We start from the raw sequence: 21,619 nt of genomic DNA, 5'->3' as shown, positions 1-21,619 counted from the left end.
ACGGGGCAACCGCAGGCGGTCGTTCGACTGCCTGCGGGTTGTGGGTGGCTTGTCGCGCCCACGCGGCGGAGCCGCGTGATGTCACCGCGCCGCGCCCCTGTGGGGCGCTCAGTTGCCGTAGGGGTATTGCTGCTGTTGGTAGCCCTGGTCCTGGTTGCCGTACGGCTGCTGCTGGGGCTGCTGTTGCGGGTAACCCTGCGGGTACTGCTGGTCGTAGGTCTGCGGGTAACCCTGCTGGTAGTAGCCCTGGTCCTGGTTGCCGTACGGCTGCTGAGGCTGCTGCTGCGGGTAGCCCTGGCCCTGCGCGTACTGGTCCTGCGCGTACTGGTCCTGCTGGTACTGGTCCTGGGGCTGCTGAGCCGGGTGCATGCGCAGTGGGCGCGTGGCGTCGTCCATGACGGGGGCCGGAGCCGACTGCTGGTACTGAGCCGGGCCCTGGGGGGTCCCCGGCTCCGGCGGGTTCTTCTTGGCCTGGGAGCGTGCCCGCAGGAACTCGATGATGATCGGGACCACCGAGATGAGGACGATCAGGATCAGGATCGCCTCGATGTTCTTGTTCACGAACTCGATGTTGCCGAGCCAGGAACCGAGCAGCGTGACGCCCGCGCCCCACAGGACACCACCGATGATGTTGTAGGTGATGAAGGAGCGGTACTTCATGCCGCTGACGCCCGCGATGATCGGCGTGAACGTGCGCACGATGGGCACGAAGCGGGCCAGGACCAGGGACTTGGGCCCGTACTTCTCGAAGAACTCGTGGGCCTTGACCACGTTCTCCTGCTTGAAGAGGCGGGAGTTCGGCCGGGTGAAGAGCGCGGGTCCGACCTTCTTGCCGAAGATGTAGCCCGCCTGGTCACCGAGGATCGCGGCGACGCAGATCAACGCGACCGCCGCCCACAACGGGAAGTCCAGCGTGCCCGCGGTGATCAGCAGACCACAGGTGAACAGCAGCGAGTCGCCCGGCAGGAAGAAGCCGATGAGCAGGCCGGACTCGGCGAACACGATGAGAAGCAGGCCCCAGATGCCGAAGTTGTCCAGGAGCGTGTTCGGATCCAGCCAGCTTGGTCCGAGGGCAAGCGTCGTCACGGTTCCGGGCTCCTGAGGGGTGAAGGAAAAGTACGGCGGTCCTGGTACTGGCGACCAAAGCTATCAACGCAATGTGTCCGCCCCAGGTTCCACCAGTGCTTCCAGGATGCACTGTGTGCCGACTGGGACGAAGCTGTGAGCCATGGGCATCGAAGATTACGGCGGCGGTCAGGGCCCCCAGTCGGACGTCCTGGTCGTCACGACGAACGACGTACCCGGCTACCGCGTCGCACAGGTCATCGGCGAGGTCTTCGGCCTCACCGTCCGGTCCCGGCACCTCGGCAGCCAGATCGGAGCCGGTCTGAAGTCGATGATCGGCGGTGAGCTCAAGGGGCTCACCAAGACGCTCGTGGAGACCCGCAACCAGGCCATGGAGCGGCTCGTCGCGCAGGCACGCGCCCGGGGTGCCAACGGCGTGCTGATGTTCCGCTTCGATGTGACGGAGGCGGCGGACGTGGGCACGGAGGTGTGCGCGTACGGGACCGCGGTGGTCCTGGTGAAGGAGTAATGCAGGGCGGTAAGGGGCGCCCGCAATGGTGGCTGCCCCTTACCGCCAGGCTCCTGGCGGCCCGTCAGGCACCGTGGGCGTGCCGCTCGGCGTTCGCCGTGATCGCGTCCCTCAGATGCTCGGCGAGCCCGGGGCGCATGGAGTCGTAGAACTCCTTGAACCGCTCGTCGGACACGTACATCTCGCCGAGGCCTTGGTGGATCTCGTACGAGCAGTCGTAGAACCAGTTGGTGACGTGCTGCCGGTGTTCCTCGGCCATGTCCATGGCGCGCTCGCCGGTCGGCTGCTCACCGGCTTCCATGAGAGCGTCGTAACGCTCGCTCCAGGAGGAGACCTCGTCCTGCATGCGCTGCCAGTCGGCCTTGGTGTAGCCGGCGGCTCGGCGTTGCGACTCGGCGTACGCCTCCGTGCCGCCCCAGCGCTGCTCGGCCTCCTCGGCGTGCGCCTCCGGATCCTTGCCCCCGAAGACCTCGAACTTCTCCTCGGGCGTGAGGTTGATGCCCATCGTGCGTGCCTCCATGGCGTGCTCCACGGCCGCCGCCATCTTCTGCAGCTTCTCGATCCGGGCGGTCAGCAGCTCGTGCTGGCGGCGCAGATGCGCGCGCGGGTCCGCCTCCGGGTCGTCGAGCAGGGCGGCGACCTCGTCGAGCGGGAAGCCGAGCTCCCGGTAGAACAGGATCTGCTGCAGCCGGTCGAGGTCGGCGTCGCTGTAGCGCCGGTGCCCCGCTCGGCTGCGCTCGCTGGGTACGAGCAGCCCGATCTCGTCGTAGTGATGCAGGGTGCGCACCGTGACCCCGGCGAAACCGGCGACCTGGCCCACTGAGTAGCTCACTTCCGCTCCTTCCTCGGTACGCGTCCCACCATGAACCCTCTCGCAACGTGAGGTGCAAGCCGTAGATTCTCGGGGTGTTATGCGGCGTATGCCCGCTTAGGGTGTGGCCGTGAGCACCCGAGCGCCCACCGTGACCCCTCTCCGGCGCCTGTTGCCGTTACTCGTGCCCGCCATGCTGGTCGGCGCGGCAGCGGCCCTGGTCCTGCTGGGGGTCACCCTGCTGGCCGAGCAGCTCAAGGACGTCCTGTGGGAGATCCTTCCGGACGCGCTGGGCGTGGGCCGCTACTCCGTGTTCTGGATGATGGTGATGCTCACCGCGACCGGCATCGCGGTGGGCCTGGCGGTGTGGAAGGTGCCTGGGCACGCCGGTGCGGACCCGGCGACCACGGGCCTGGTCGACCCGCCCCTGGCGACCCGCGTGCTGCCCGGGCTGCTCCTCGTCACCGTCCTGGCCCTGGCGGGCGGGGTGAGCCTGGGCCCCGAGAACCCGATCACGGCCACCAACATCGCCCTCGCGTACTGGGTTGGCTCCCGGGCATTACCGGGCTCCTCCGCGGCGCTGTGGACGACGCTGGCGGCCGCGGGCACGATCGGCGCGCTGTTCGGGACGCCGGTGGCCGCCGCCCTGATCTTCTCCGAGGTACTGGCCGAGCAGCCGGGCCCCGGGGCCCTCTGGGACCGGCTGCTGCCCCCGCTGCTCGCGGGCGGCACGGGCGCGCTGACCATGACGCTGCTCGAGCACCCGAGCTTCAACCTCTCGCTGCCCGCGTACACGGGCCCGCACTGGGGCGATCTGGTGGGCGCGCTGGTGATCGCCTCGGTCGGCGCGGTGGTGGGGCTGGCCGCGGTGTACGCCCTCCCGCACGTCCACAGCGCCTTCTCGCGGCTCGGGCACCCCATGGTCGCGATTCCCCTGGGCGGGCTCGTCCTCGGCCTGCTGGGCGCCCTGGGTGGGCCTCTGACGCTCTTCAAGGGCCTGGAAGAGGTGAAGACACTGGCCGCGGACCCGGACGGCTGGTCGGCGGGCCAGTTCGCGCTGATGTTCGTCGTCAAACTGGCCGCGCTCGTGGTCGCCGTCTCGTGCGGCTTCCGGGGCGGCCGGATCTTTCCCTCCGTCTTCGTCGGGGTGGCTCTGGGGCTGTGCGCGCACGCGCTGGTACCCGAGGTGAACCCCACACTCGCCGTGGTGTGCGGCGTCCTCGGTGTCCTCATGGCCGTCAGCCGGCAGGGCTGGATCAGCCTGTTCACGGCGTCCGCGCTGGGGGCCGACCCGGCCGTGCTGCCGCTGCTGGTGCTGGCCGCGGTGCCGGCCTGGCTGCTGGTGACCGGCAAACCCCAGATGCAGCTCCACGACGACGGAACCCCTATCCGCTAGGAGAGTTGAGATGCCGCTCCACCAAGGCCACGACAAGCCCGACGAGCGCCCGATGTCCGTCAACCCCTTCATCGGGGAGGCGAATCCGGTCGGCGGTATGACCGAGGCCCCGCCCAAGCACCGGCTCCCGGACGGGCCGCTGCCGCCCACGACCGCGTACCAGCTCGTCCACGACGAACTCATGCTGGACGGGAACGCGCGCCTCAACCTCGCCACCTTCGTCACCACCTGGATGGAGCCGGAGGCCGGGTTGCTGATGGCGGAGTGCCGGGACAAGAACATGATCGACAAGGACGAGTACCCGCGCACCGCGGAGCTGGAGCGGCGCTGCGTGGCGATGCTCGCGGATCTGTGGAACGCGCCCGATCCGGCGGCCGTCGTGGGCTGTTCGACGACGGGGTCGAGCGAGGCGTGCATGCTCGCCGGGATGGCCCTGAAGCGGCGCTGGGCGCAGCGGAACGCCGACCGCTACCCCGGAGCCCGCCCCAATCTCGTCATGGGGGTGAACGTCCAGGTCTGCTGGGACAAGTTCTGCACGTTCTGGGAGGTCGAGGCGCGCCAAGTGCCCATGGAGGGCGACCGGTTCCACCTCGACCCACAGGCGGCGGCCGAGCTGTGCGACGAGAACACCATCGGGGTCGTCGGCGTCCTCGGCTCCACCTTCGACGGGTCGTACGAGCCGATCGCCGAGCTGTGCGCGGCCCTCGACCAGCTCCAGGAACGCACGGGCCTGGACATCCCCGTGCATGTCGACGGCGCGTCCGGCGCGATGATCGCGCCCTTCCTCGACGAGGACCTGGTCTGGGACTTCCGGCTGCCGAGGGTGTCGTCGATCAACACCTCGGGACACAAGTACGGGCTCGTCTACCCGGGTGTCGGCTGGGCGCTGTGGCGGTCGCCTGCCGAGCTGCCGGAGGAACTCGTCTTCCGGGTCAACTACTTGGGCGGCGACATGCCGACCTTCGCCCTCAACTTCTCCCGGCCCGGCGCACAGGTCGTCGCGCAGTACTACTCCTTCCTGCGGCTGGGCCGCGAAGGCTACCGGGCCGTGCAGCGGACGACCCGGGACGTGGCCCGTTCGCTCGCCGACCGGATCGAGGAGCTGGGCGACTTCCGGCTCCTGACCCGGGGCGATCAGTTGCCCGTCTTCGCCTTCACCACGGCGCCCGACGTGAGCGCGTACGACGTCTTCGACTTGTCCCGGCGCCTGCGAGAGAGCGGCTGGCTGGTGCCCGCGTACACCTTCCCGGCCAACCGGGAGGACCTGTCCGTACTGCGGGTGGTGTGCCGCAACGGGTTCTCGGTGGATCTCGCCGAGCTCTTCGTGGAGGACCTGAGCCGGCTGCTGCCCCACCTGCGCCGACAGCCGCATCCACTGACCCACGACAAGGATGCGGCAACCAGCTTCCACCACTGAGCTGTCCGACCCGGCCGCAGGAACGTTGCCCCCTCACTCGGGCGAGTGACGCTACCGTCGTACCGGGAACAAGTGAGAGCACCACCACTCACGATCTCCTCCATGGGAGCAGTCATGGCCGCAGAGGCACACACCGGCGAGCAGGCGATGCAGGCCACTTCCGAGAACTGGATGTACCCGCCCGAGGAGGGCTGGACATGGGACCAGGTCAAGGAGCTGGACGTCCCGTTCGACTGGGAACTCGTGGATGGGAAGATCGTGGTACGTGGGGTTACGAGCTGGTGGCACGACCGGGTCCGGAACGAACTGTACTTCCGGCTGAGGAGCGCCCAGCGCCCGCCGTACGGCGTCGAAGTCGAGCGCTGGACCCAGCTCGATAACAGCAACGTCCCCAAGCCGGACGTCCTCGTGTACGACACGACCGGGATCGACATCCGCACCCTGGACTGCACCCCGGTCGCGTGTGTGGCCCTCGCCATTGAAGTGGTGTCCCCCGGCTCGCGCGGCATGGACCGCTTCCACAAGCCCGCCATCTACGCCGAGGCCGGAATCGCCAACTACTGGCGGGTCGAGCGCGGCGAGAACGACATTCCGGTCGTGCACCAGCTCTGGATCGAGACAGACAGTGGAGTCATGGTCCCCCGACCGGACCGGCCCGTCCACACCGGAAAGCTCACCACCGTGGTTCCCTTCCCGGTTGACATCGACCTGCCCAGCCTGATCGAGGTGTAGCCCCGACTACGCGCTCAGCCGCCCGAACCGCCGTACCGCCAGTGGGAAGAACACCGCAAGCAGCGCCAAAGGCCACACGACCGCCGCCCACACATGCCCCGGCTCCCCGCCCGGGCCGCCGAACAGGTCCCGTACCGCCGTCGCCGTCTGGGACATCGGGTTCCACTCGACCGCCGTGCCCAGCCAGCCCGGCATGGAGTCCGGGGTCGCGAAGGCGTTGGACAGGAAGCCGACCGGCCAGACCAGGATCTGGACGGCCTGCACCAGCTCGGGCTTGCCGGCCACCATCGCCAGCTGGATGCCGATCCACAGCATGGCGAAGCGGAAGAGGAGGAGCAGGCCGACGGCCCCCAGGAAGGCCCCGGGTGTGGCGTGGACGCGCCAGCCGATGGCGTATCCGACGCCGATCAGCACGGCCAGGCCCAGCGTCGATTGCAGCATGTCGGCGGCGGAACGGCCGACCAGGACCGCGCCGTTGGCCATCGGCATCGAGCGGAAGCGGTCGATGACACCCTTGTTGAGGTCCTGGGTGACGGCGAGCATCGTGCTCTCCAGGCCGAAGGCCATGGTCAGCGCGAGCATGCCGGGCACCAGGAAGTCCACGTAGTCGCCCTCGACGTCCCGGCCGCCGCCGACCAGATAGCCGAACATCAGCAGCAGCATCACCGGGAAGACCAGGCCGACGAGCACCTGGACGGGCTGCCGGGCCCAGTGGGCGAGTTCGCGGCGGGTCATGGTCCAGCAGTCGGTGAGGACGTACGTCCCCGGGCGGATCGTCTCGGAAGTACTCATCTCGTACGTACTCACACGGCCTCCTTCGTGCGTTCCTCACGTCCGGTCAGGTGCAGGAACACCTCGTCCAGCGTCGGCCGCCGCAGGGCGACGTCCTCGGCCTCGATCCCGGCCTCCTCCAAGGCGCGTACGGCTCCGGCGAGCGCCGTCATGCGGTCGGCGACCGGGACGCTGAGGAGCCGGCGGTCCGTGTCGACGGAGGCCCGCGACGTGTCGAAGGGCAACAGGGCGACCGCGGCGCCCAGTTGACCGGCGTCGCGCAGGACGATGTCGATGCGGTCGCCTCCCGTACGGGCCTTCAGCTCGTCGGCCGTGCCGTCCGCGACGACCTGGCCCCGGTCGACGACCGAGATGCGGTCGGCGAGCTGGTCCGCCTCCTCCAGGTACTGCGTGGTGAGCAGGACCGTGGTGCCGCCGCCGACCAGGGAGCGGACGGCCGCCCAGACCTCGGCCCGGCCGCGCGGGTCGAGCCCGGTCGTCGGCTCGTCCAGGAACAGCACCTCCGGCTCGGTGATGAGGGACGCGGCGAGGTCGAGGCGGCGGCGCATACCGCCGCTGTAGCGTTTGACGGCCTTGCGGCCGGTGTCCGCGAGGCCGAAGCGCTCCAGGAGCTCGTCGGCCCGCACACGCGCGTGCCGTGCGCCCAAGTGGTGGAGTCGTCCGAACATCTCCAGGTTCTGCCGTCCGCCGAGTTCCTCGTCGAGCGCGGCGTGCTGGCCGAGCAGGCCGATGCGGTGCCGCACCCGGCGGGCCTCGCGCACCACGTCGTGCCCGGCGACCCGCACCCGGCCCTCGTCGGGCCGCAGCAGGGTGGTCAGCACGCGCACCATGGTGGTCTTGCCGGCGCCGTTCGGACCGAGCAGACCGTGGACGGTGCCGCGCCGCACCGCCAGATCCAGCCCGTCCACGGCCGCCTTGTCCCCGTACCGCTTCCGTACGCCCTCGGCGGCGATCGCGTCGGTCATCCGACTCCCCTCATGAGCCTATTAATCAAACTTGACTACTCAGAGAAAGTAACCCATACGGAGGTGCTCGTCAAACTTGATTAGTCGCGATCCCCGGGGTGCGACATCCCCGTCGCGTACGGGTTCTCGTCGCCCTCCGCCAGGACGCCGACGAACGGTTCGCCCTCGCCCGCGAAGGTGTAGGCCCCGCGCTCGATCCGCCCGATCAGACCGCGGGTCCACTCGGCGTCGGAATCGGCCGTGTGGACCCAGAGGTTCATGATCTCGCCGATGTGGCCGAGTTGTTCGGGGCCGTCCTCGGGCACGTAGTGCTCGGTGACGGCGGACCGCCACTCCTCGATCTTCCGGATCCGCTCCTTCAGAAGGGCCACCGCCTCGCCCCTCGGAAGGTCGACGATGAAGCCGATGCCCGCCGACTGGACGTCCATCTTCTGGTCGTACGACGTCAGAGACTCGCGCAGGAGTGCCAGGAACTCCTCGGTGCCCTGGTCCGTGATCTCGTACTCCGTGCGCGGCGGGCCGCCCGCCGTGGACGGCGCGATCTCATGGGCGTGCAGCAGTCCCTGCTTAGCCATCTGCTTGAGCGCGTGGTAGATCGAGCCGGGCTTGGCGTTGGACCACTCGTGCGCGCCCCAGTACTCGAGGTCGTTGCGCACCTGGTAGCCGTGGGCCCGCCCGTGCTGGCGGACCGCGCCGAGCACGAGGAGACGGATCGCTGACATGGGGTCCAGGTTATTGCCCCGGTCTCAGCCCGCCTGTGCCCGGGCCACCAGCTCGAAGGCGGTCGCGCCGTCGAGGGACTCGCGGACGATGTCGGCGTGGCCGGCGTGCCGGGCGATCTCCTCGATGAGGTGGAGCAGCAGCCAGCGCATGGAGACGTCCCCCTTAGGGAACCAGGGCGCCTCGGGCAGCGGAAAGGCGTCGTCGAGCGAGCCGACGGAGCGGATGAACTCCTCGGTCTCGTGCGTCACGCCGTCCCAGAAGGCGAGGATCCCCGCCACGGACTCGTCCTCGGTGAGCCGGAACGCATCGGCCCAGTCCTTCTCGGTGCGCGCCCGCTCGTTGGGCTTCTGCTGGGCCAGCCGCAGCCAGTTCAGCTCGCACTCGGCGACGTGCTTGAGGAGCCCGGACAACGACAGCTCACTGGCGCTGGGCGTGCGCGCCGCCTCCTCGTCGCTCAGCCCGAGCACCGCCCGCCGCAGGCCGCCACGCTGGGCCTCGACGAAGGCCAGGAGGGCCCCGCGCTCGTCGCCGTGCGCCTCTGCGGGAACGTGAGTGACCATGATGGTCCGCCTTTCATCGGTCTTCCTGCCCGGCACCTGCTGCCCGACACCGACGAAGTTACGGACCCTTGCGGTCAGCTTCTGTCCGCAAGGGCCCGGTCGAGGCGGAGAATCCTCAGAACGGGAAGAAGCTGCGCCCGTGCTGTACCGAGATCCACTTCTGGCTGGTGAACGCCTCGATCGTCGCCTCGCCGTTCAGGCGGCCGATGCCCGAGTGCTTCTCGCCACCGAAGGCGACCAGCGGCTCGTCGTGGACGGTGCCGTCGTTGACGTGAAACATGCCGGTGTCGACCTGCTTGGCGAAGGCGACACCGCGCTCGACGTCGGCCGTGTGCACGGCGCCGCTGAGCCCGTACGGAGTGTCGTTGACGAGGCGTACGGCCTCCTCCTCGCCATCGAAGGTGACAAGGAGCGCGACGGGGCCGAAGATCTCCTGCTGGAGGATGGCGGAGCCGGCGGGCAGGTCCGTCAGGACGCTCGGCTCGACGAGGTTGTCGGTGGCACCACCGCGCAGGAGGGCGGTGGCCCCCTCGGCGATCGCCTGGTCGACGACGCCCGTGAGCGCCTCCGCCTGCGAGGAGTTGATGACCGGGCCGATGATCGTCTGGGGGTCGCTCGGGTCGCCGACCTTCAGGGTCTTGACCTTGGCGACGAACTTCTCGGTGAACACATCCGCGATCGAGCGGTCCACCAGCACGCGGTTGGCGGCCATGCAGACCTGGCCCTGGTGGACGTACCGGCTGAAGACCGCCGCGTCGACCGCGTAGTCGATGTCCGCGTCGTCCAGGACCACCAGGGCGCTGTTGCCGCCGAGTTCGAGGACCGAGCTCTTGAAGTGCGAGGCGCAGACGGTGGCGACGTGGCGGCCGACCTTGTCGGAGCCGGTGAAGGAGATGACCTTCGGGATGGGGTGCTCGATGAAGGCGTCGCCGATCTCGGCGATGTCGGTGATGACGACGTTGAGCAGACCGCCGGGCAGGCCCGCGTCCTCGAAGATCTTGGCGATCAGGGAGCCGCCGACGATCGGGGTGTTCTGGTGCGGCTTGAGCACCACGCCGTTGCCGAGCGCCAGCGCCGGGGCGACCGACTTCAGGGAGAGCAGGAAGGGGAAGTTGAAGGGGCTGATGACGCCGACGACGCCCACCGGGACGCGGTAGACGCGGTTCTCCTTGCCGTCGATCGGCGAAGGGAGGATCTTGCCCTCGGGGCGCAGTGCCAGCTGGATCGACTCGCGCAGGAACTCCTTGGCGAGGTGCAGTTCGAAGCCGGCCTTGAGGTGTGTGCCGCCGAGCTCGGCGATGATCGCCTCGGCGATCTCGGCCTCACGGTCCTCGATGATCCGCAGGACCTTCTCGAACACCGCGCGGCGCGCGTACGGGTTGGTCACGGCCCATGCCTTCTGGGCGCGCTCGGCGGCGCGGTAGGCCTCATCGACCTCGTCCACCGTGGCTATGGTGATCGACGCCAGCTTCTCGCCGTCGTACGGGTTGAAGTCGATGATGTCCCAGGAGCCGGTGCCCGGGCGCCAGGCACCGTCGATGTACTGCTGGGCCAGGTCGGTGAAGTAGGACGACATGTGCTCCCTCAATCCCCTTGCTGCCGAGGCAGACATCCGAGTCTGAGTCAGCAGACACATCCGATCAACGTCTGATCAGACGTCATCGTACTTGTGTTCAAAGGGAGTTGGAGAACGTCTCAGGAGAGTCCGTGAAGACTCACAGGAGAACACCGGGGGAGCACCTGGCGGACGTCAGGACAGCTGGAGCAGTCCCCTGAGCAGATCGCGGCTCTCGGACGGGCCGGGGCTGTCCTGCTGCAGCTGCTTCAGCGCACTCTCGTACTGCGTGACGTCCTCGCGTTTGTCCAGGTAGAGCGCGCTGGTGAGCTGCTCCAGATAGACGACGTCCGACAGATCGGACTCGGGGAAGCTCAGGATGGTGAAGGAGCCGCTCTCGCCCGAGTGGCCGCCGAAGCTGAACGGCATGACCTGGAGTCGTACGTTGGGCCGCTCCGACACCTCGATCAGATGCTGCAGCTGTCCACGCATCACCTCGCGGTCGCCGTACGGGCGGCGCAGCGCGGCCTCGTCGAGGACGATGTGGAACTCGGGGGCCTTCTCGGAGACCAGGTACTTCTGCCGCTCCAGTCGCAGCGCCACCCGGCGGTCGATGTCGGCCGCGCTCGCGCCCTTCATCCCGCGCGTGACGACCGCGTGCGCGTACGCCTCGGTCTGCAACAGGCCGTGCACGAACTGGACTTCATAACTGCGGATCAGGTGGGCCGCGCCCTCGAGGCCGACATAGGTCGGGAACCAGCTGGGCAGGACGTCCGAGTAACTGTGCCACCAGCCCGCGACGTTCGCCTCCTTGGCGAGGGACACCAGGGAGGTGCGCTCGGCCTCGTCGTTGATGCCGTACAGCGTCAGCAGGTCCTCGACGTCACGTGTCTTGAAGCTCACCCGTCCCAACTCCATGCGGCTGATCTTCGATTCGGAGGCACGGATCGAGTAGCCGGCCGCTTCCCTGGTGATGCCACGCGCCTCCCGCAGGCGCCGGAGATGAGATCCCAGCAGCATGCGCCGCACCACCGAGCCGCTCGACTCACCAGCGCTCACGTTCGTCCGCCTCCCCAACCGTTCTTCAGACGCCGAAGTCTGCCACTAAAACACTCCAAGCAGTACTCGTTCGATTACAGAAACAGAAAGCTTCCAAAGGGGCCACACAGGAAAAGATCAACACTGTGTCAATAAGAGGGAAGAACGTGACAGAAGAAATGAGCAAGAAGCGGTAGAGGAAGGTCCAATTCGGGCGCGTGCACGTGCATCTGCCCTTGCATCTGCCGTACGCATTCGGAACCATGGTCCTCGCGCCACCGCTGCATCGCAACGACCGCGAACACCCGGGAGTGCCTCGCATGGGGACGAATGGATCGACCATGCTCGAACCCTTACGGCAGGGACTTCCGCCACTCGATCCCGCGGCCGTGTCCAACGCCGCTTCCTGCGCCCTGCCCGCACGCTACGAAGCGGTGCGCGAAGCACGGCAGTTCACCCGCAGAACGCTGGACCAGTGGGACATCGGCGACCGCTTCGACGACGTCTGCCTGGTGGTCTCCGAGCTCGTGACCAACGCGCTGCGGCACGCACTGCCCTCGGACACGCCTCGCCGGGACGACCAAGGCCCGCCCGTGCGGCTGCACTTGATGCGGTGGACCTCACGTCTGGTGTGCGCGGTGCGCGACCCCAGTCACGACAGCCCGGTCGCGGGCGACTCGGACGACTTCTCGGCGGAGTCGGGCCGCGGCCTGTTCCTGGTCGACTCGTTCGCCGACAGCTGGGGTTGGCACCCGCTCGCGGGCACGCTCAGCGGCAAGGTCGTATGGGCACTGTTCCGGCTTCCGCAGCCGGCCACGACGGCCGCTCCCGCCGTTTCGACCGAATAGTGAACCGCGGCGCCTTTTGGCGCCGCGGTTCTACGCGCGTTACGGACCGCTAGAAAGCGGTTGCTCTCGGTTGCTCACTCAGGCGCCGGCATCTACTCGAGTCAGCCGGCGATCAGGTGATCGAACTCGCCGTCCTTGATGCCCAGGAGCATCGCCTCGATCTCGGCGCGGGTGTAGACGAGCGCGGGCCCCTCGGGGAACCGCGAGTTGCGCACCGCCACGTCGCCGCCGGGCAGCCTCGCGAACTCCACGCAGGAGCCCTGGGAGTTGCTGTGCCTGCTCTTCTGCCAGGCCACCCCGGTCAGCTCCGTCGCAGCCATGCCGTTGTACACGTCATCCACGTCGTACACGTCGTGGTCCACAGGTCGCTCCCCGGTCGTGCAGTGGCTGATGTGGCCATTGATGCAGTGGTCAACTGTCCCGGATCATAGCTCTGTTCATGTGCAGATGCATGGGCAGATGCACGTGCACGGAGGGTGCTCCTGCGGTTACAGCTTTTGCCGCCGCTTGACTACGGCGTGTTGTCCGCTTGACTACCGACTGGTGCTCGTCGCGCTACAACCGGTCCAGCGTCTGCCCCAGAGATCGCAGGACATGCGATCTCCAGCCCCCGTCCATGATCTTCCGCGCCATCATCTGTGCAGGGTCGTCCGGGTCGAATCCCTCATGTACTAGGAACAGACGCGTACCGCGCCCTTCGAGTTTCAACGTCCAGGTAATGGTCCAGTCCGCAGGATTCGCCGGATCGGCGTCGGCCCACCGGACGCGCAGCATCCGCTCCGGCTCGTAGGCGAGAATCCGCACCTCAACCGTGCCGGAGAAGCGGGTGTTGGGGCGCGGCACGGAGGTCAGCGTGTACGTGTGTCCGACGTCGAGCCGGAAGTTCTCCGACCCCGGCATCTGCCATCGGGCGAGCAGTTCGGGCTCGGTGAGGGCGCGCCAGACCTTGGCGGGAGGGTGCGGGAGGAACTGGTCGACGCGGATGGTGGTGAGGTCGTCCTCAGCCGGAGGCTCCGGGGATCGCGTGGTGCTCATGGCTCGTCATCGTCGGGCATGCCGTCCAGGAGATCGCCCAGACCCTTGAGCCGGTCGCGCCAGAACCGCTCGTACGGGTGGAGCCAGTCCTGCACGTCGGCGAGCGGGGCCGCTTCGAGTGTGTAGATGCGCCGGCGCCCCTCGCGCCGCTCGGTGACAAGGCCGGCCTCCCGGAGCACCTTGAGGTGTTCGGAGAGACTGGGCCGCCGCATGTCGAAGTGGTCGGCCAGCGCCTGGACGGACTGCGGCCCCCGCTCACGCAGCAGCCGCAGCACCTCGCGGCGTGTGACGTTGGCGAGCGCGGCGAAGATCCGGTCCTCGCGAGCCCCGGCCCCGGCCCCAACTCCGGTCGCAGTCATGGCGCGATCAGATGCCTTCCTTCTCCGTGATGAGCATCAGACCGTTGCCGTCCGGGTCACGGAACGAGGCCATGCGGCCCCAGGGAAGGTCGTCAGGACCCTCCACCGCGACGCCCGCGGCCGCGAGCCGCGCGCAGTCCGCGTCGACATCGGTCGTGACCAACATGATCCCCCGGGTCTCACCCGGCTCGAACCCTCCCATCCCCGGACCCGAGAGCGTGAAGACGGTCTGCGCCCCCTTGGGCGCCACCTGGAGCCACCGCCCCGGCGGCATCTCCAGGTCGGCGGTGACCTCGAAGCCGAGCACGTCCACGTAGAAGCGCAGGGCGCGGTCCTGGTCAGAAACGGGGAGAGTGACGAAAGAGGCGTGGGTGATGTTCATGTAGACGACAATAGGTAGGCGTTTCCCTACGAGTCAAGCGTAGGGAAACACCTACCTATGGCTTCACACCTGCGGCGGCTTCCGTCAGCGGCTGGAGCCGGAGTGCGGCAGCGGCGCCATCTGGCCGTGCTTGCCGTACCGCCGCTCGAAGCGCTCCACCCGGCCCGCGGTGTCCAGCACCCGCGCGGTGCCCGTGTAGAAGGGGTGGCTCACGTTCGAGATCTCGACGTCCACCACCGGGTAGGTGTGGCCGTCCTCCCACTCGATGGTCTTGTCACTGGTCATCGTCGAGCGGGTGAGGAAGGCGTGGTTCGCGGCGCGGTCCCGGAAGACGACCGGGCCGTACGCCGGGTGGATTCCCTCTCGCATGACGGTCAGCGCTCCTCTCGGAAGTCGACGTGCCGGCCGACGACCGGGTCGAACTTGCGCAGGGCCATCCGGTCCGGGTCGTTGCGCCGGTTCTTCCGGGTGACGTACGTGAAGCCGGTCCCGGCCGTGGACCGGAGCTTGATGACGGGACGGAGTTCGTTGCGTGCCATGGCTGATATGTTACTGAAAATGAATCCCATTGCCAATACTTCACCGAGAGAGGTGCGTCACCCTTGTCCGCGCATTGCATGCTGACCGGCGCTCAACCGGGCTTCGGCAACTCCCTCTCCCACTCCCACCGGCGTACGTCCCGCCGCTTCGACCCGAACGTCCAGCGCGAGCGCTACCGGCTGCCGAGCGAGGGGCGCTGCGTACGGCTGCGGCTGAGCGCGAAGGGCATCGAGACGGTCGACTCGATCGGGGTCGAGCGGTCCGCCGCCCAGGCGGAACTGTGCAGGCAGCCGCGCGACGCCGGCGCCACGCGCGTCCGCAACCGGGACAGTGTGGACGGGCGTCCCCGTGGTTCCTTCCGCGCCTTCGGGCTGTCCCGGGTGAATCTGCGAGGACAGGCGCATGGGGGATCCCTGCCGGGCGTTCGTAAGTCCTCGTGGTAGCCGGAAGTCGCTCGCTGCGGCTTGCTGTGGCGCGCTGTCGGTGGTTGTGCCTCGCTGTGGTTCGCTCAGGAGATTCGTAAGTTCTCCCGATGGCTCGCTCAGGGTGCGGGGGAGTCCCTCCTGGTAACTTGCTGCGGTCGTTCCGGCGACCCCAGCGACACCACCACCCTTGGGGGCTTCAGTGACATCGGCGACTTCGGCGACCCTTCCGCGTCGGCGGGCGCGCATCGCGGGCACGGTCGCGGCCGCGGGTCTGGCGGGCGCGCTTGTGCTGACCGGCTGTAGCGGCGGCGGCGGCTCCGACGACGGTTCCGGCTCTGGCTCTGGCTCTGGCTCTGGGGGCGAGTCGACGAGCCCCAGCTCGTCCGCCACCGGGAGCGCGGGCACCGGCGGCGGCTCGGGCGCGACATCCACGGCCAACAGTGAGCTCGTGGGCAGTTGGCTGACCACGACCGGCGGCAAGGCCGTGGCGCTGGTGATCAACGGTGAACAGGCCGGGCTCTTCGCGACGGGCGGCACCGTGTGCAGCGGCACCGCCGGCGACGAGGCGGGCATGCAGATGATCCACCTCAAGTGCACGGACGGGAACAAGGACCGCGCCACGGGCATGGTCGACTCCGTGAACGGCACCACGCTCAAGGTCACCTGGTCGGGCAGCCTCGGCAAGGAGTCGTATACGAAGGCCGAGGGCGGACAGCTGCCGTCGGGGTTGCCGACGGCAAGCCTGGGCTCCTGAACGCTCGATCACTCGATCACTCGATCACTCGATCACTCGATCACTCGATCACTGGAGCACTGGAGCACTGGAGCACTCGCTCCCGCTCGACCGTTCACTGATGGGCCGCGGAATCCTTCGGGTTCCGCGGCCCGTTCGTGTGTCCGTCCACGGTCATGGGCGGTACGGCGGTGTCGAGGGCCTCGGAGAGTTCGACCAGGGACTGCAGGATCATGCCCGCGCCCCGGCGCAGGAGCGCGTCGCGAGGGCCCTCTCCGTCCCAGGCTTCCAGGGCCTCGCGGACGGGGTCCCAGCGTGGCACCCGGCGCTCGCGCACCGACTTGGCGCCCTGCTCGGTGGCCTTCCGCAGTGCCTCGGCGAACCGGGCGGCGGCCGGGACGGGGGCCGCGTCCCGTTCCGGGAGGTGGGCCTCCATGAGCATGGCGACCCGGCCCATCCGGGCGAGGGCGTCCTCCGCGTCGTCGGCGGCGGTCCGGGACAGGCCGCGATGGCGTACCGGTTCGTTCGTCGCCCGCTCCACAGCCGCGTGCCACGCCGCACGAGCGGTCCGGGAACCGAGAAGCGCCTCGCGGACGGGGTCGGGGGCGGCGGGGGCGTGCCCGCGGCCGTCGTCCTCGGGGTTCGGGGTGGCGGGGGCTCGAAGTCCGGGTGTCGTGGCGCGGTCGGCGGTGGGCTGGGGGCCGGCGCCGGCTGGATTCGCGTAGCGGCTGAGGACGGCTGACGCGTAGCGGCCCTGCGCGGCCAGCCAGTCGGCGAGGCGGCCGCGCAGACGGGGCGTCTCCCAAGCCGGGTAGAGCGCGTACGCGAGCATCGCGAGGAGTCCGCCGAGCAGGGTGAGCAGCACGCGCTCCGGCACGGTCTGCGTCCACTGTTCGCCGCCCATGCCGAGCAGGAAGACGACGTACGCGGCGATGAAGGCCTGCGCGGCCATCTGGCTGGTGCGCAGCAGCAGGTACATCAGCGCCGCGCTGATCACGGCGAGGGCGCCCGAGAGATACGTCCCCGGGTGCGCGACCTGCACGATCCCGGTGGCCAGCGCCACCCCGACGAGGGTGCCGCAGAAGCGGGCGACCGCGCGGCTGTACGTCTGCGAGAAGTCCGGGCGCATGATCATGACCGAGGCCAGGGGCGCCCAGTAGCCGTGGCCGAGCGGGAGCCAGGTGCCGAGCAGGTAGCCGGCGGCGGCCACGGCGGAGACGCGGATCGCGTGGCGGTAGATCGGGGAGTCCCGGTGCAGTTCTTCGCGCATGGCACGCAGGGCGACGGGGATCAGGCCGATGAAGGTGGGCCGCAGCAACGGGGCGGCGCCGGTCTCCCCCGGACGGCCGACGGCCGCGCCCGTGCCGCCCATGACCGCCCCTGCGCTGTCCACGGCGACGTCGTATCGCCGTCCCCCCGCCGTCTCCACCACGTCCTGCAACAGGGTCCCCAGCCGCGTCGCCGCCCGGTACGGCGGCCCCGTCAGGATCGCCTCCGTGTCCGGGGTCCTGAAGGCGGCGACCGCTCCGGGCGGCAGATCCACCGGCGTCCCGTGGCGGATGGCGCGGGCCGCCCCGTCCAGGATGGCGGCCGCGGCGGCGAGCAGTTCGTTGACCCGGTCACGTTGGGGGCAGTCGGACGGTACGCCCATCGCCGGGTCGGCGAGGGAGGCGAGGACGGGGCGGATACGTTCGGCCAGGCCCCGGGGGCCGTGCAGTTCGGCGGGGCGTCTGCGGGCCTGGCGCGGGGTGACGGCGGCCGCGTCGCGCGCCTCCATGAGCGGAAGCGGGTCGAAGGGCGCCACCGGATCGTGGCGCAGCCGGCGCGCGTAGTCGGCCTCGGCGGCCAGGGCGTCGGCCAGCGCGTCACGGTGGGCACCCCAGCGGCGTACCGGAAAGAGCACCACCAGGGACGCCTGTACGAGCCCGCCGACGATCATCATCGCGCTGTGGCCCGCCGCCTGGGCGACCGAGGTCGGCAGGGTGACCGTCACCAGCATGATCGCTACGTTCGAGGAGGCGATCAGGCCGGCCGTGGGACCGGCCGCCCAGCTCATCCCGGACAGGAACGTCCACACCACCAGCAGGGCCAGGAACAGGGCAAGGTGGGAGATCGTCACGTAGCCGACGAACGTCGAGACGGCGAGGCTCGCGCCGGAGGCGAGCGCCAGCTCCGGACGGGGGCGCCAGCTGCGCTGGAACGTGGCGATCGCCGCCTGGAACGCCCCGAACGCCGAACTGGCCGCGACCGCGGGCCCGAACGCCCACAGACTCAGCCCTATCACCAGTGCGAGCCCCGCCGCACCCCGCACCGCGATCAGCGGTTCGAGACGCTTCCGCTCGATCCGCAGACCCGAGCGCGCGGTCGCGTTCAGCGCCCGGAGCCAGCTCATTCCGCCAGCGTACGGGAGTTTTATCTCTCTATTTGGGTATCTCTGTGCATGTTTCTTGACATTCAGTGGCGCGACGGGACGGGGGGCGCGCGACGCGGGCCCACCCGCCTGCGTGATGATCCAGATGATCCGGATGATCCATGAGCACCGTCACGAAACCAGGGGGAACCCCATGCGCGTCCTTCCGATCGCCGTCGCCGTCGCCGCGGCGGCTCTCACCCTGACCGCCTGCGACAGCGGCGGCGACAGCAGCGGTGAGTCCAAGGCCTCGCCGGACTCGGCGGCCACGACGACCTCGGCGAACTGCCAGATCGACCAGGTCGGCATCCAGGTGGGCCCCGCCAACGCCGCCCCGGCCGCCGGGGACACCGGCAACGTGCCCGTCACGCTCACCAACCGCGGTGCCGAGTGCACCCTCGAGGGCTTCCCCGGCATCGCGGTGCAGGGCGGCGGCACGACCACGGATGTCCCCGAGCAGGAAGCCGCGACGCCGCCGAAGCTGACCCTGGCGAAGGACGGCATCGCCACCTTCACGATCACCTACGTACGGGGCGAGGCGGGCGACGGCAAGAGCCTCGACGCGACGACGCTGAAGATCAGCCTGCCCGGCGCCACCGACACGCAGAGCTTCAAGTGGTCGTACGGCCCCCTCGCGGGGAAGAGCGACTCGGGCGACCTGGACGCTTCGGTGAGCCCGTTCCAGACCGCCGGCGACTGAGCGGCCACCGGACTGTCCGTCACCGCAGCGGCGGCCGCGCCCTGACCTGTGCGCGGTCGGCCGCCGCGGCGCCCTGTTCCCACCCGGCCGCGTCGCTGACCCCGCGCATCCGGGTGGTGACGGTGTCCGGGAACATCCGCTCCATGTGGTCCGTGACCGCGACGTCACGGGCCACCAGGACCGGCAGCAACTGCCTCTCCCCCGCCCCTTCCGCCGACGCCACCTGCCCCTCGGCGACCGTCGCCAGCCGGTCACCGATGCGATGCGCGTACGCGGCGAGGAACGACTGCCGGAAGGTCTTCGTACGCTTCCTCCCCCCGGCCCGCTGGGCCGCCTCCGCCTTCGTCATCGCGGCCGTGGCCTGCACGAGCAGAGAGGTGTAGAGGAGTTCGACCGCCTCCAGGTCGGGTTCGAAGCCGACGACGGTCGAGAAGCCGAGGGACTCGTTCCACACGGCGCGGCAGCGGTTCGCGCCGGCCACCGCGTCCAGCAGTACCGCCTTGGCCGTCTCGTACGGTGGCTCGACACCGATGCGGCAGGCGCCGGGCGCGTCCTTCGCGTGGGTTCGGGCCGCGAGCAGCGCCTCGTCGATGCTGTGCCGCGCCATCAGCTCCTGTGCCTTGGCGCTCAGCGCCTCCGCCTCCTCCGGGAACCCGGTCGCCTCGGCCTTGGCGAGCAGGGCGCGGATACGCGTGAGCATGCGGGAGTCCTGTGCGGAGCTTGCGGTGCCTGGGGTGCTCGCCGGTATCTCCAGCGGCTCGATGGACGGCAGGCGCAGCAGCAGCCGGTACAGCTCCAGGACGGTGGTGGCGTGCGTGAAGCGGTCCGGGCGGGGTGGCTGCGCCCCGGCTTCGGCCGCGGCTGCGAGCTCTTCCAACTGGGTCGCCCAGCGCGGGCCCCGAGGCGTCCGGTTCTCGCTGAGGATCAGCGCCGACACCAGGCGTACGTGTGCGTCGTCCAGCTCGCGCCGCACGATCCGTACGACATCGGCGGGCTGCCAGCCGCGACGCCAGGCCGCGGCGACGAACTCCTCGCCGCGGCGGGTGAGTTCGGCGTCGGACGCGGGGTCGGCGGCCAGCAGCGAGGCGCCCGTGTCGAGGGAGGTGTCGGTGTCGGCGTAGAGCGCGGCCTCGAAGGCGCGCGCCACGGTGCTGGGCGTACTGCTGCTCATGCCTCGATCGTGTCACGCGCGGGGGCGGGGCCGGACTGCTCCCGGGGCGTCGTCGAGCCTGGGACATTCCGGGAATTGCGGCTATCGTGCGGTCGTGACCGGTTCGGGGCAGCGTCCGCTTCTCTTCCTGGATGTCGACGGCCCCCTCATTCCGTTCGGGGCGACGCCGCGGCAGTATCCCGAGGGATATCCGTCGTATCACTCGCGCCGCGGGCCGCAGGCGGCCGCCGCCAATCCGTTGCTGGCCAGGGTCAATCCCGCGCACGGGCCGCGACTGGCGGCGCTGGCGTGCGAGCTGGTGTGGGCGACGACGTGGATGGCCGACGCGAACGAGTGCGTCGCGCCATGGCTCGGGCTGCCGGATCTGCCTGTGGTGATCTGGCCGGAGGACTCCGGCGAGGATGAGCGGGGCGGACTCCATTGGAAGACCCGGCCTCTCGTCGACCGGGCGGCCGGCCGTTCTTTCGTCTGGGTGGACGACGAGGTCACCGATACCGATCGGGCCTGGGTGGCGACACATCACCGAGGGCGGGCCCTTCTCCATCGGGTCGATCCCTGCCATGGCCTCACGGACGCGGACTTCGCGGCTCTCGCGGAGTGGCTGACAGGCAACGGAGGAGTGTCAACTTCAGGTTGACACCCCCGGTGCGTCAACCTACGGTTGACACATGACAACGAACCCACTCGGGACGGCATCCGTACGTCTCGACGACCTCATCGAGGCCATCAAGAAGGTCCACACCAATACCCTCGACCAGCTCCAGGACGCGGTGATCGCCGCGGACCATCTGGGCGACGTGGCCGACCACTTGATCGGCCACTTCGTGGACCAGGCCCGGCGTTCGGGCGCGTCCTGGACGGACATCGGCAAGAGCATGGGGGTCACCCGGCAGGCCGCCCAGAAGCGCTTCGTCCCGAAGGCCGAGTCCGACCTCGACCCCAGTCAGGGCTTCGGCCGCTACACGCCCCGCGCCCGGAACACGGTCATGGTCGCGCACAACACGGCGAAGGCCGCGGGCAACGCCGAGGGCCTCCCCGAGCACCTCGTCCTCGGCCTCCTCGCCGAGCCCGAGGGGCTCGCCGCCAAGGCGATCACCGCACAGGGCGTGACCCTGGACGCCGTCCGCGAGGCGGCGACCGCGGCACTCCCGCAGGCCGTCGCCGAGGTCCCCGAACTCGTCCCGTACGGCCCCGCCGCGAAGAAGGTCCTGGAACTCACCTTCCGCGAGGCCCTCCGCCTCGGCCACAACTACATCGGCACCGAGCACATCCTCCTGGCCCTCCTGGAGTACGAGAACGGCGAGGGCGTCCTCAGCGGCCTCGGCGTCGAGAAGACGGCGGCCGAGGCCCATATCGCCCACGTCATCGGAGAGATCCTGAAGGCGAGCCAGTAGACCGGCTGACCGGCCACGGGCAGAGCGGCACGCCTGGTC

26 protein-coding genes are annotated in these 21,619 nt (G+C 69.4%); 10 read left to right on the top strand and 16 right to left on the bottom strand.

Annotation, left to right across the window (positions count from 1 at the left end):
• Positions 1-108: 108 nt before the first annotated feature.
• Positions 109-1,086, bottom strand: a complete 978-nt coding sequence (locus tag ACX28W_RS18300) for a DedA family protein (protein WP_459000027.1) — start codon at positions 1,084-1,086, stop codon at positions 109-111.
• Between the two features lie 142 nt (positions 1,087-1,228).
• Between ACX28W_RS18300 and ACX28W_RS18295 the strand changes: the two genes are divergently transcribed.
• Complete coding sequence (locus ACX28W_RS18295; protein ID WP_459000026.1) at positions 1,229-1,594, top strand: YbjQ family protein; 366 nt, start codon at positions 1,229-1,231, stop codon at positions 1,592-1,594.
• 64 nt (positions 1,595-1,658) lie between these two features.
• On the opposite strand, the gene ACX28W_RS18290 is transcribed toward ACX28W_RS18295, so the two are convergent.
• The gene (locus ACX28W_RS18290; RefSeq protein WP_459000025.1) at positions 1,659-2,426 is read right to left on the bottom strand and encodes a MerR family transcriptional regulator; all 768 of its coding nucleotides are present in this window, start codon (positions 2,424-2,426) and stop codon (positions 1,659-1,661) included.
• A 109-nt stretch (positions 2,427-2,535) separates the two neighbouring features.
• Here ACX28W_RS18290 and ACX28W_RS18285 point away from each other — a divergent pair, with 109 nt between their 5' ends.
• The 3 genes from ACX28W_RS18285 (at position 2,536) to ACX28W_RS18275 (ending at position 5,950) form a co-directional block, all read left to right on the top strand.
• Positions 2,536-3,801 carry an ion channel protein gene (locus ACX28W_RS18285; RefSeq protein ID WP_459000024.1) on the top strand — a complete coding sequence of 422 codons (1,266 nt, stop codon included), beginning with the start codon at positions 2,536-2,538 and terminating at the stop codon, positions 3,799-3,801.
• Positions 3,802-3,811: 10 nt separating this feature from the next.
• A complete protein-coding gene (locus tag ACX28W_RS18280; protein WP_459000023.1) occupies positions 3,812-5,218 on the top strand; it encodes a glutamate decarboxylase in 1,407 nt (468 codons plus the stop codon).
• Between the two features lie 114 nt (positions 5,219-5,332).
• The gene (locus ACX28W_RS18275) at positions 5,333-5,950 is read left to right on the top strand and encodes a Uma2 family endonuclease (RefSeq protein ID WP_459000022.1); all 618 of its coding nucleotides are present in this window, start codon (positions 5,333-5,335) and stop codon (positions 5,948-5,950) included.
• A 6-nt stretch (positions 5,951-5,956) separates the two neighbouring features.
• On the opposite strand, the gene ACX28W_RS18270 is transcribed toward ACX28W_RS18275, so the two are convergent.
• From ACX28W_RS18270 to ACX28W_RS18245, 6 genes are all read right to left on the bottom strand, one after another.
• Positions 5,957-6,742 (bottom strand): ABC transporter permease, encoded by a 786-nt coding sequence (locus tag ACX28W_RS18270; protein ID WP_459000066.1) that lies wholly within the window; start codon positions 6,740-6,742, stop codon positions 5,957-5,959.
• Positions 6,743-6,753: 11 nt separating this feature from the next.
• On the bottom strand, positions 6,754-7,707 hold the full coding sequence (locus ACX28W_RS18265; RefSeq protein ID WP_459000021.1) for an ATP-binding cassette domain-containing protein: 954 nt from the start codon (positions 7,705-7,707) through the stop codon (positions 6,754-6,756).
• A gap of 80 nt (positions 7,708-7,787) precedes the next feature.
• Positions 7,788-8,429 (bottom strand): PadR family transcriptional regulator, encoded by a 642-nt coding sequence (locus tag ACX28W_RS18260; protein ID WP_459000020.1) that lies wholly within the window; start codon positions 8,427-8,429, stop codon positions 7,788-7,790.
• A 24-nt stretch (positions 8,430-8,453) separates the two neighbouring features.
• A complete protein-coding gene (locus ACX28W_RS18255) occupies positions 8,454-8,990 on the bottom strand; it encodes a DinB family protein (protein WP_459000019.1) in 537 nt (178 codons plus the stop codon).
• Between the two features lie 115 nt (positions 8,991-9,105).
• The gene (locus ACX28W_RS18250) at positions 9,106-10,566 is read right to left on the bottom strand and encodes an aldehyde dehydrogenase family protein (protein WP_459000018.1); all 1,461 of its coding nucleotides are present in this window, start codon (positions 10,564-10,566) and stop codon (positions 9,106-9,108) included.
• Positions 10,567-10,740: 174 nt separating this feature from the next.
• On the bottom strand, positions 10,741-11,565 hold the full coding sequence (locus tag ACX28W_RS18245; RefSeq protein ID WP_459000065.1) for a helix-turn-helix domain-containing protein: 825 nt from the start codon (positions 11,563-11,565) through the stop codon (positions 10,741-10,743).
• Positions 11,566-11,903: 338 nt separating this feature from the next.
• Between ACX28W_RS18245 and ACX28W_RS18240 the strand changes: the two genes are divergently transcribed.
• On the top strand, positions 11,904-12,431 hold the full coding sequence (locus tag ACX28W_RS18240; protein ID WP_459000017.1) for an ATP-binding protein: 528 nt from the start codon (positions 11,904-11,906) through the stop codon (positions 12,429-12,431).
• A gap of 101 nt (positions 12,432-12,532) precedes the next feature.
• On the opposite strand, the gene ACX28W_RS18235 is transcribed toward ACX28W_RS18240, so the two are convergent.
• From ACX28W_RS18235 to rpmG, 6 genes are all read right to left on the bottom strand, one after another.
• Positions 12,533-12,793 carry a DUF397 domain-containing protein gene (locus ACX28W_RS18235; protein WP_459000016.1) on the bottom strand — a complete coding sequence of 87 codons (261 nt, stop codon included), beginning with the start codon at positions 12,791-12,793 and terminating at the stop codon, positions 12,533-12,535.
• Between the two features lie 193 nt (positions 12,794-12,986).
• A complete protein-coding gene (locus ACX28W_RS18230) occupies positions 12,987-13,466 on the bottom strand; it encodes an SRPBCC family protein (protein ID WP_459000015.1) in 480 nt (159 codons plus the stop codon).
• Positions 13,463-13,825, bottom strand: a complete 363-nt coding sequence (locus ACX28W_RS18225; RefSeq protein WP_459000014.1) for an ArsR/SmtB family transcription factor — start codon at positions 13,823-13,825, stop codon at positions 13,463-13,465. Before ACX28W_RS18225 ends, ACX28W_RS18230 begins: the two co-directional genes overlap by 4 nt.
• 7 nt (positions 13,826-13,832) lie before the next feature.
• The gene (locus tag ACX28W_RS18220) at positions 13,833-14,207 is read right to left on the bottom strand and encodes a VOC family protein (RefSeq protein ID WP_459000013.1); all 375 of its coding nucleotides are present in this window, start codon (positions 14,205-14,207) and stop codon (positions 13,833-13,835) included.
• Positions 14,208-14,291: 84 nt separating this feature from the next.
• Positions 14,292-14,576 carry a type B 50S ribosomal protein L31 gene (locus tag ACX28W_RS18215; protein ID WP_459000012.1) on the bottom strand — a complete coding sequence of 95 codons (285 nt, stop codon included), beginning with the start codon at positions 14,574-14,576 and terminating at the stop codon, positions 14,292-14,294.
• Positions 14,577-14,581: 5 nt separating this feature from the next.
• The gene (rpmG, locus tag ACX28W_RS18210) at positions 14,582-14,746 is read right to left on the bottom strand and encodes a 50S ribosomal protein L33 (protein ID WP_459000011.1); all 165 of its coding nucleotides are present in this window, start codon (positions 14,744-14,746) and stop codon (positions 14,582-14,584) included.
• A 63-nt stretch (positions 14,747-14,809) separates the two neighbouring features.
• Between rpmG and rpsN the strand changes: the two genes are divergently transcribed.
• Both rpsN and ACX28W_RS18200 read left to right on the top strand, forming a co-directional pair.
• Positions 14,810-15,190, top strand: coding sequence for a 30S ribosomal protein S14 (rpsN, locus tag ACX28W_RS18205; protein ID WP_459000010.1), 381 nt, complete (start codon positions 14,810-14,812; stop codon positions 15,188-15,190).
• 181 nt (positions 15,191-15,371) lie between these two features.
• A complete protein-coding gene (locus ACX28W_RS18200; protein WP_459000009.1) occupies positions 15,372-15,926 on the top strand; it encodes a hypothetical protein in 555 nt (184 codons plus the stop codon).
• A 94-nt stretch (positions 15,927-16,020) separates the two neighbouring features.
• On the opposite strand, the gene ACX28W_RS18195 is transcribed toward ACX28W_RS18200, so the two are convergent.
• A complete protein-coding gene (locus ACX28W_RS18195; protein WP_459000008.1) occupies positions 16,021-18,297 on the bottom strand; it encodes an FUSC family protein in 2,277 nt (758 codons plus the stop codon).
• A 172-nt stretch (positions 18,298-18,469) separates the two neighbouring features.
• Here ACX28W_RS18195 and ACX28W_RS18190 point away from each other — a divergent pair, with 172 nt between their 5' ends.
• Positions 18,470-19,015: a DUF4232 domain-containing protein gene (locus ACX28W_RS18190; protein WP_459000007.1), complete on the top strand. Its 546-nt coding sequence runs from the start codon at positions 18,470-18,472 to the stop codon at positions 19,013-19,015.
• A 19-nt stretch (positions 19,016-19,034) separates the two neighbouring features.
• Here the strand turns inward: ACX28W_RS18190 and ACX28W_RS18185 are convergent, their stop codons facing one another.
• Entirely contained in the window at positions 19,035-20,186 is a 1,152-nt protein-coding gene (locus tag ACX28W_RS18185) for a DUF2786 domain-containing protein (protein ID WP_459000006.1), read from the bottom strand.
• Positions 20,187-20,280: 94 nt separating this feature from the next.
• Between ACX28W_RS18185 and ACX28W_RS18180 the strand changes: the two genes are divergently transcribed.
• Positions 20,281-20,823 (top strand): HAD domain-containing protein, encoded by a 543-nt coding sequence (locus tag ACX28W_RS18180; RefSeq protein ID WP_459000005.1) that lies wholly within the window; start codon positions 20,281-20,283, stop codon positions 20,821-20,823.
• 31 nt (positions 20,824-20,854) lie between these two features.
• Positions 20,855-21,580, top strand: coding sequence for a Clp protease N-terminal domain-containing protein (locus ACX28W_RS18175; RefSeq protein ID WP_459000004.1), 726 nt, complete (start codon positions 20,855-20,857; stop codon positions 21,578-21,580).
• Positions 21,581-21,619: the final 39 nt, after the last annotated feature.

Source organism: Streptomyces sp. SD15 (genome assembly GCF_054462255.1).
The sequence above is the reverse complement of the archived record's forward strand: the minus strand, read 5'-3'. Positions and strand labels throughout refer to the sequence as shown.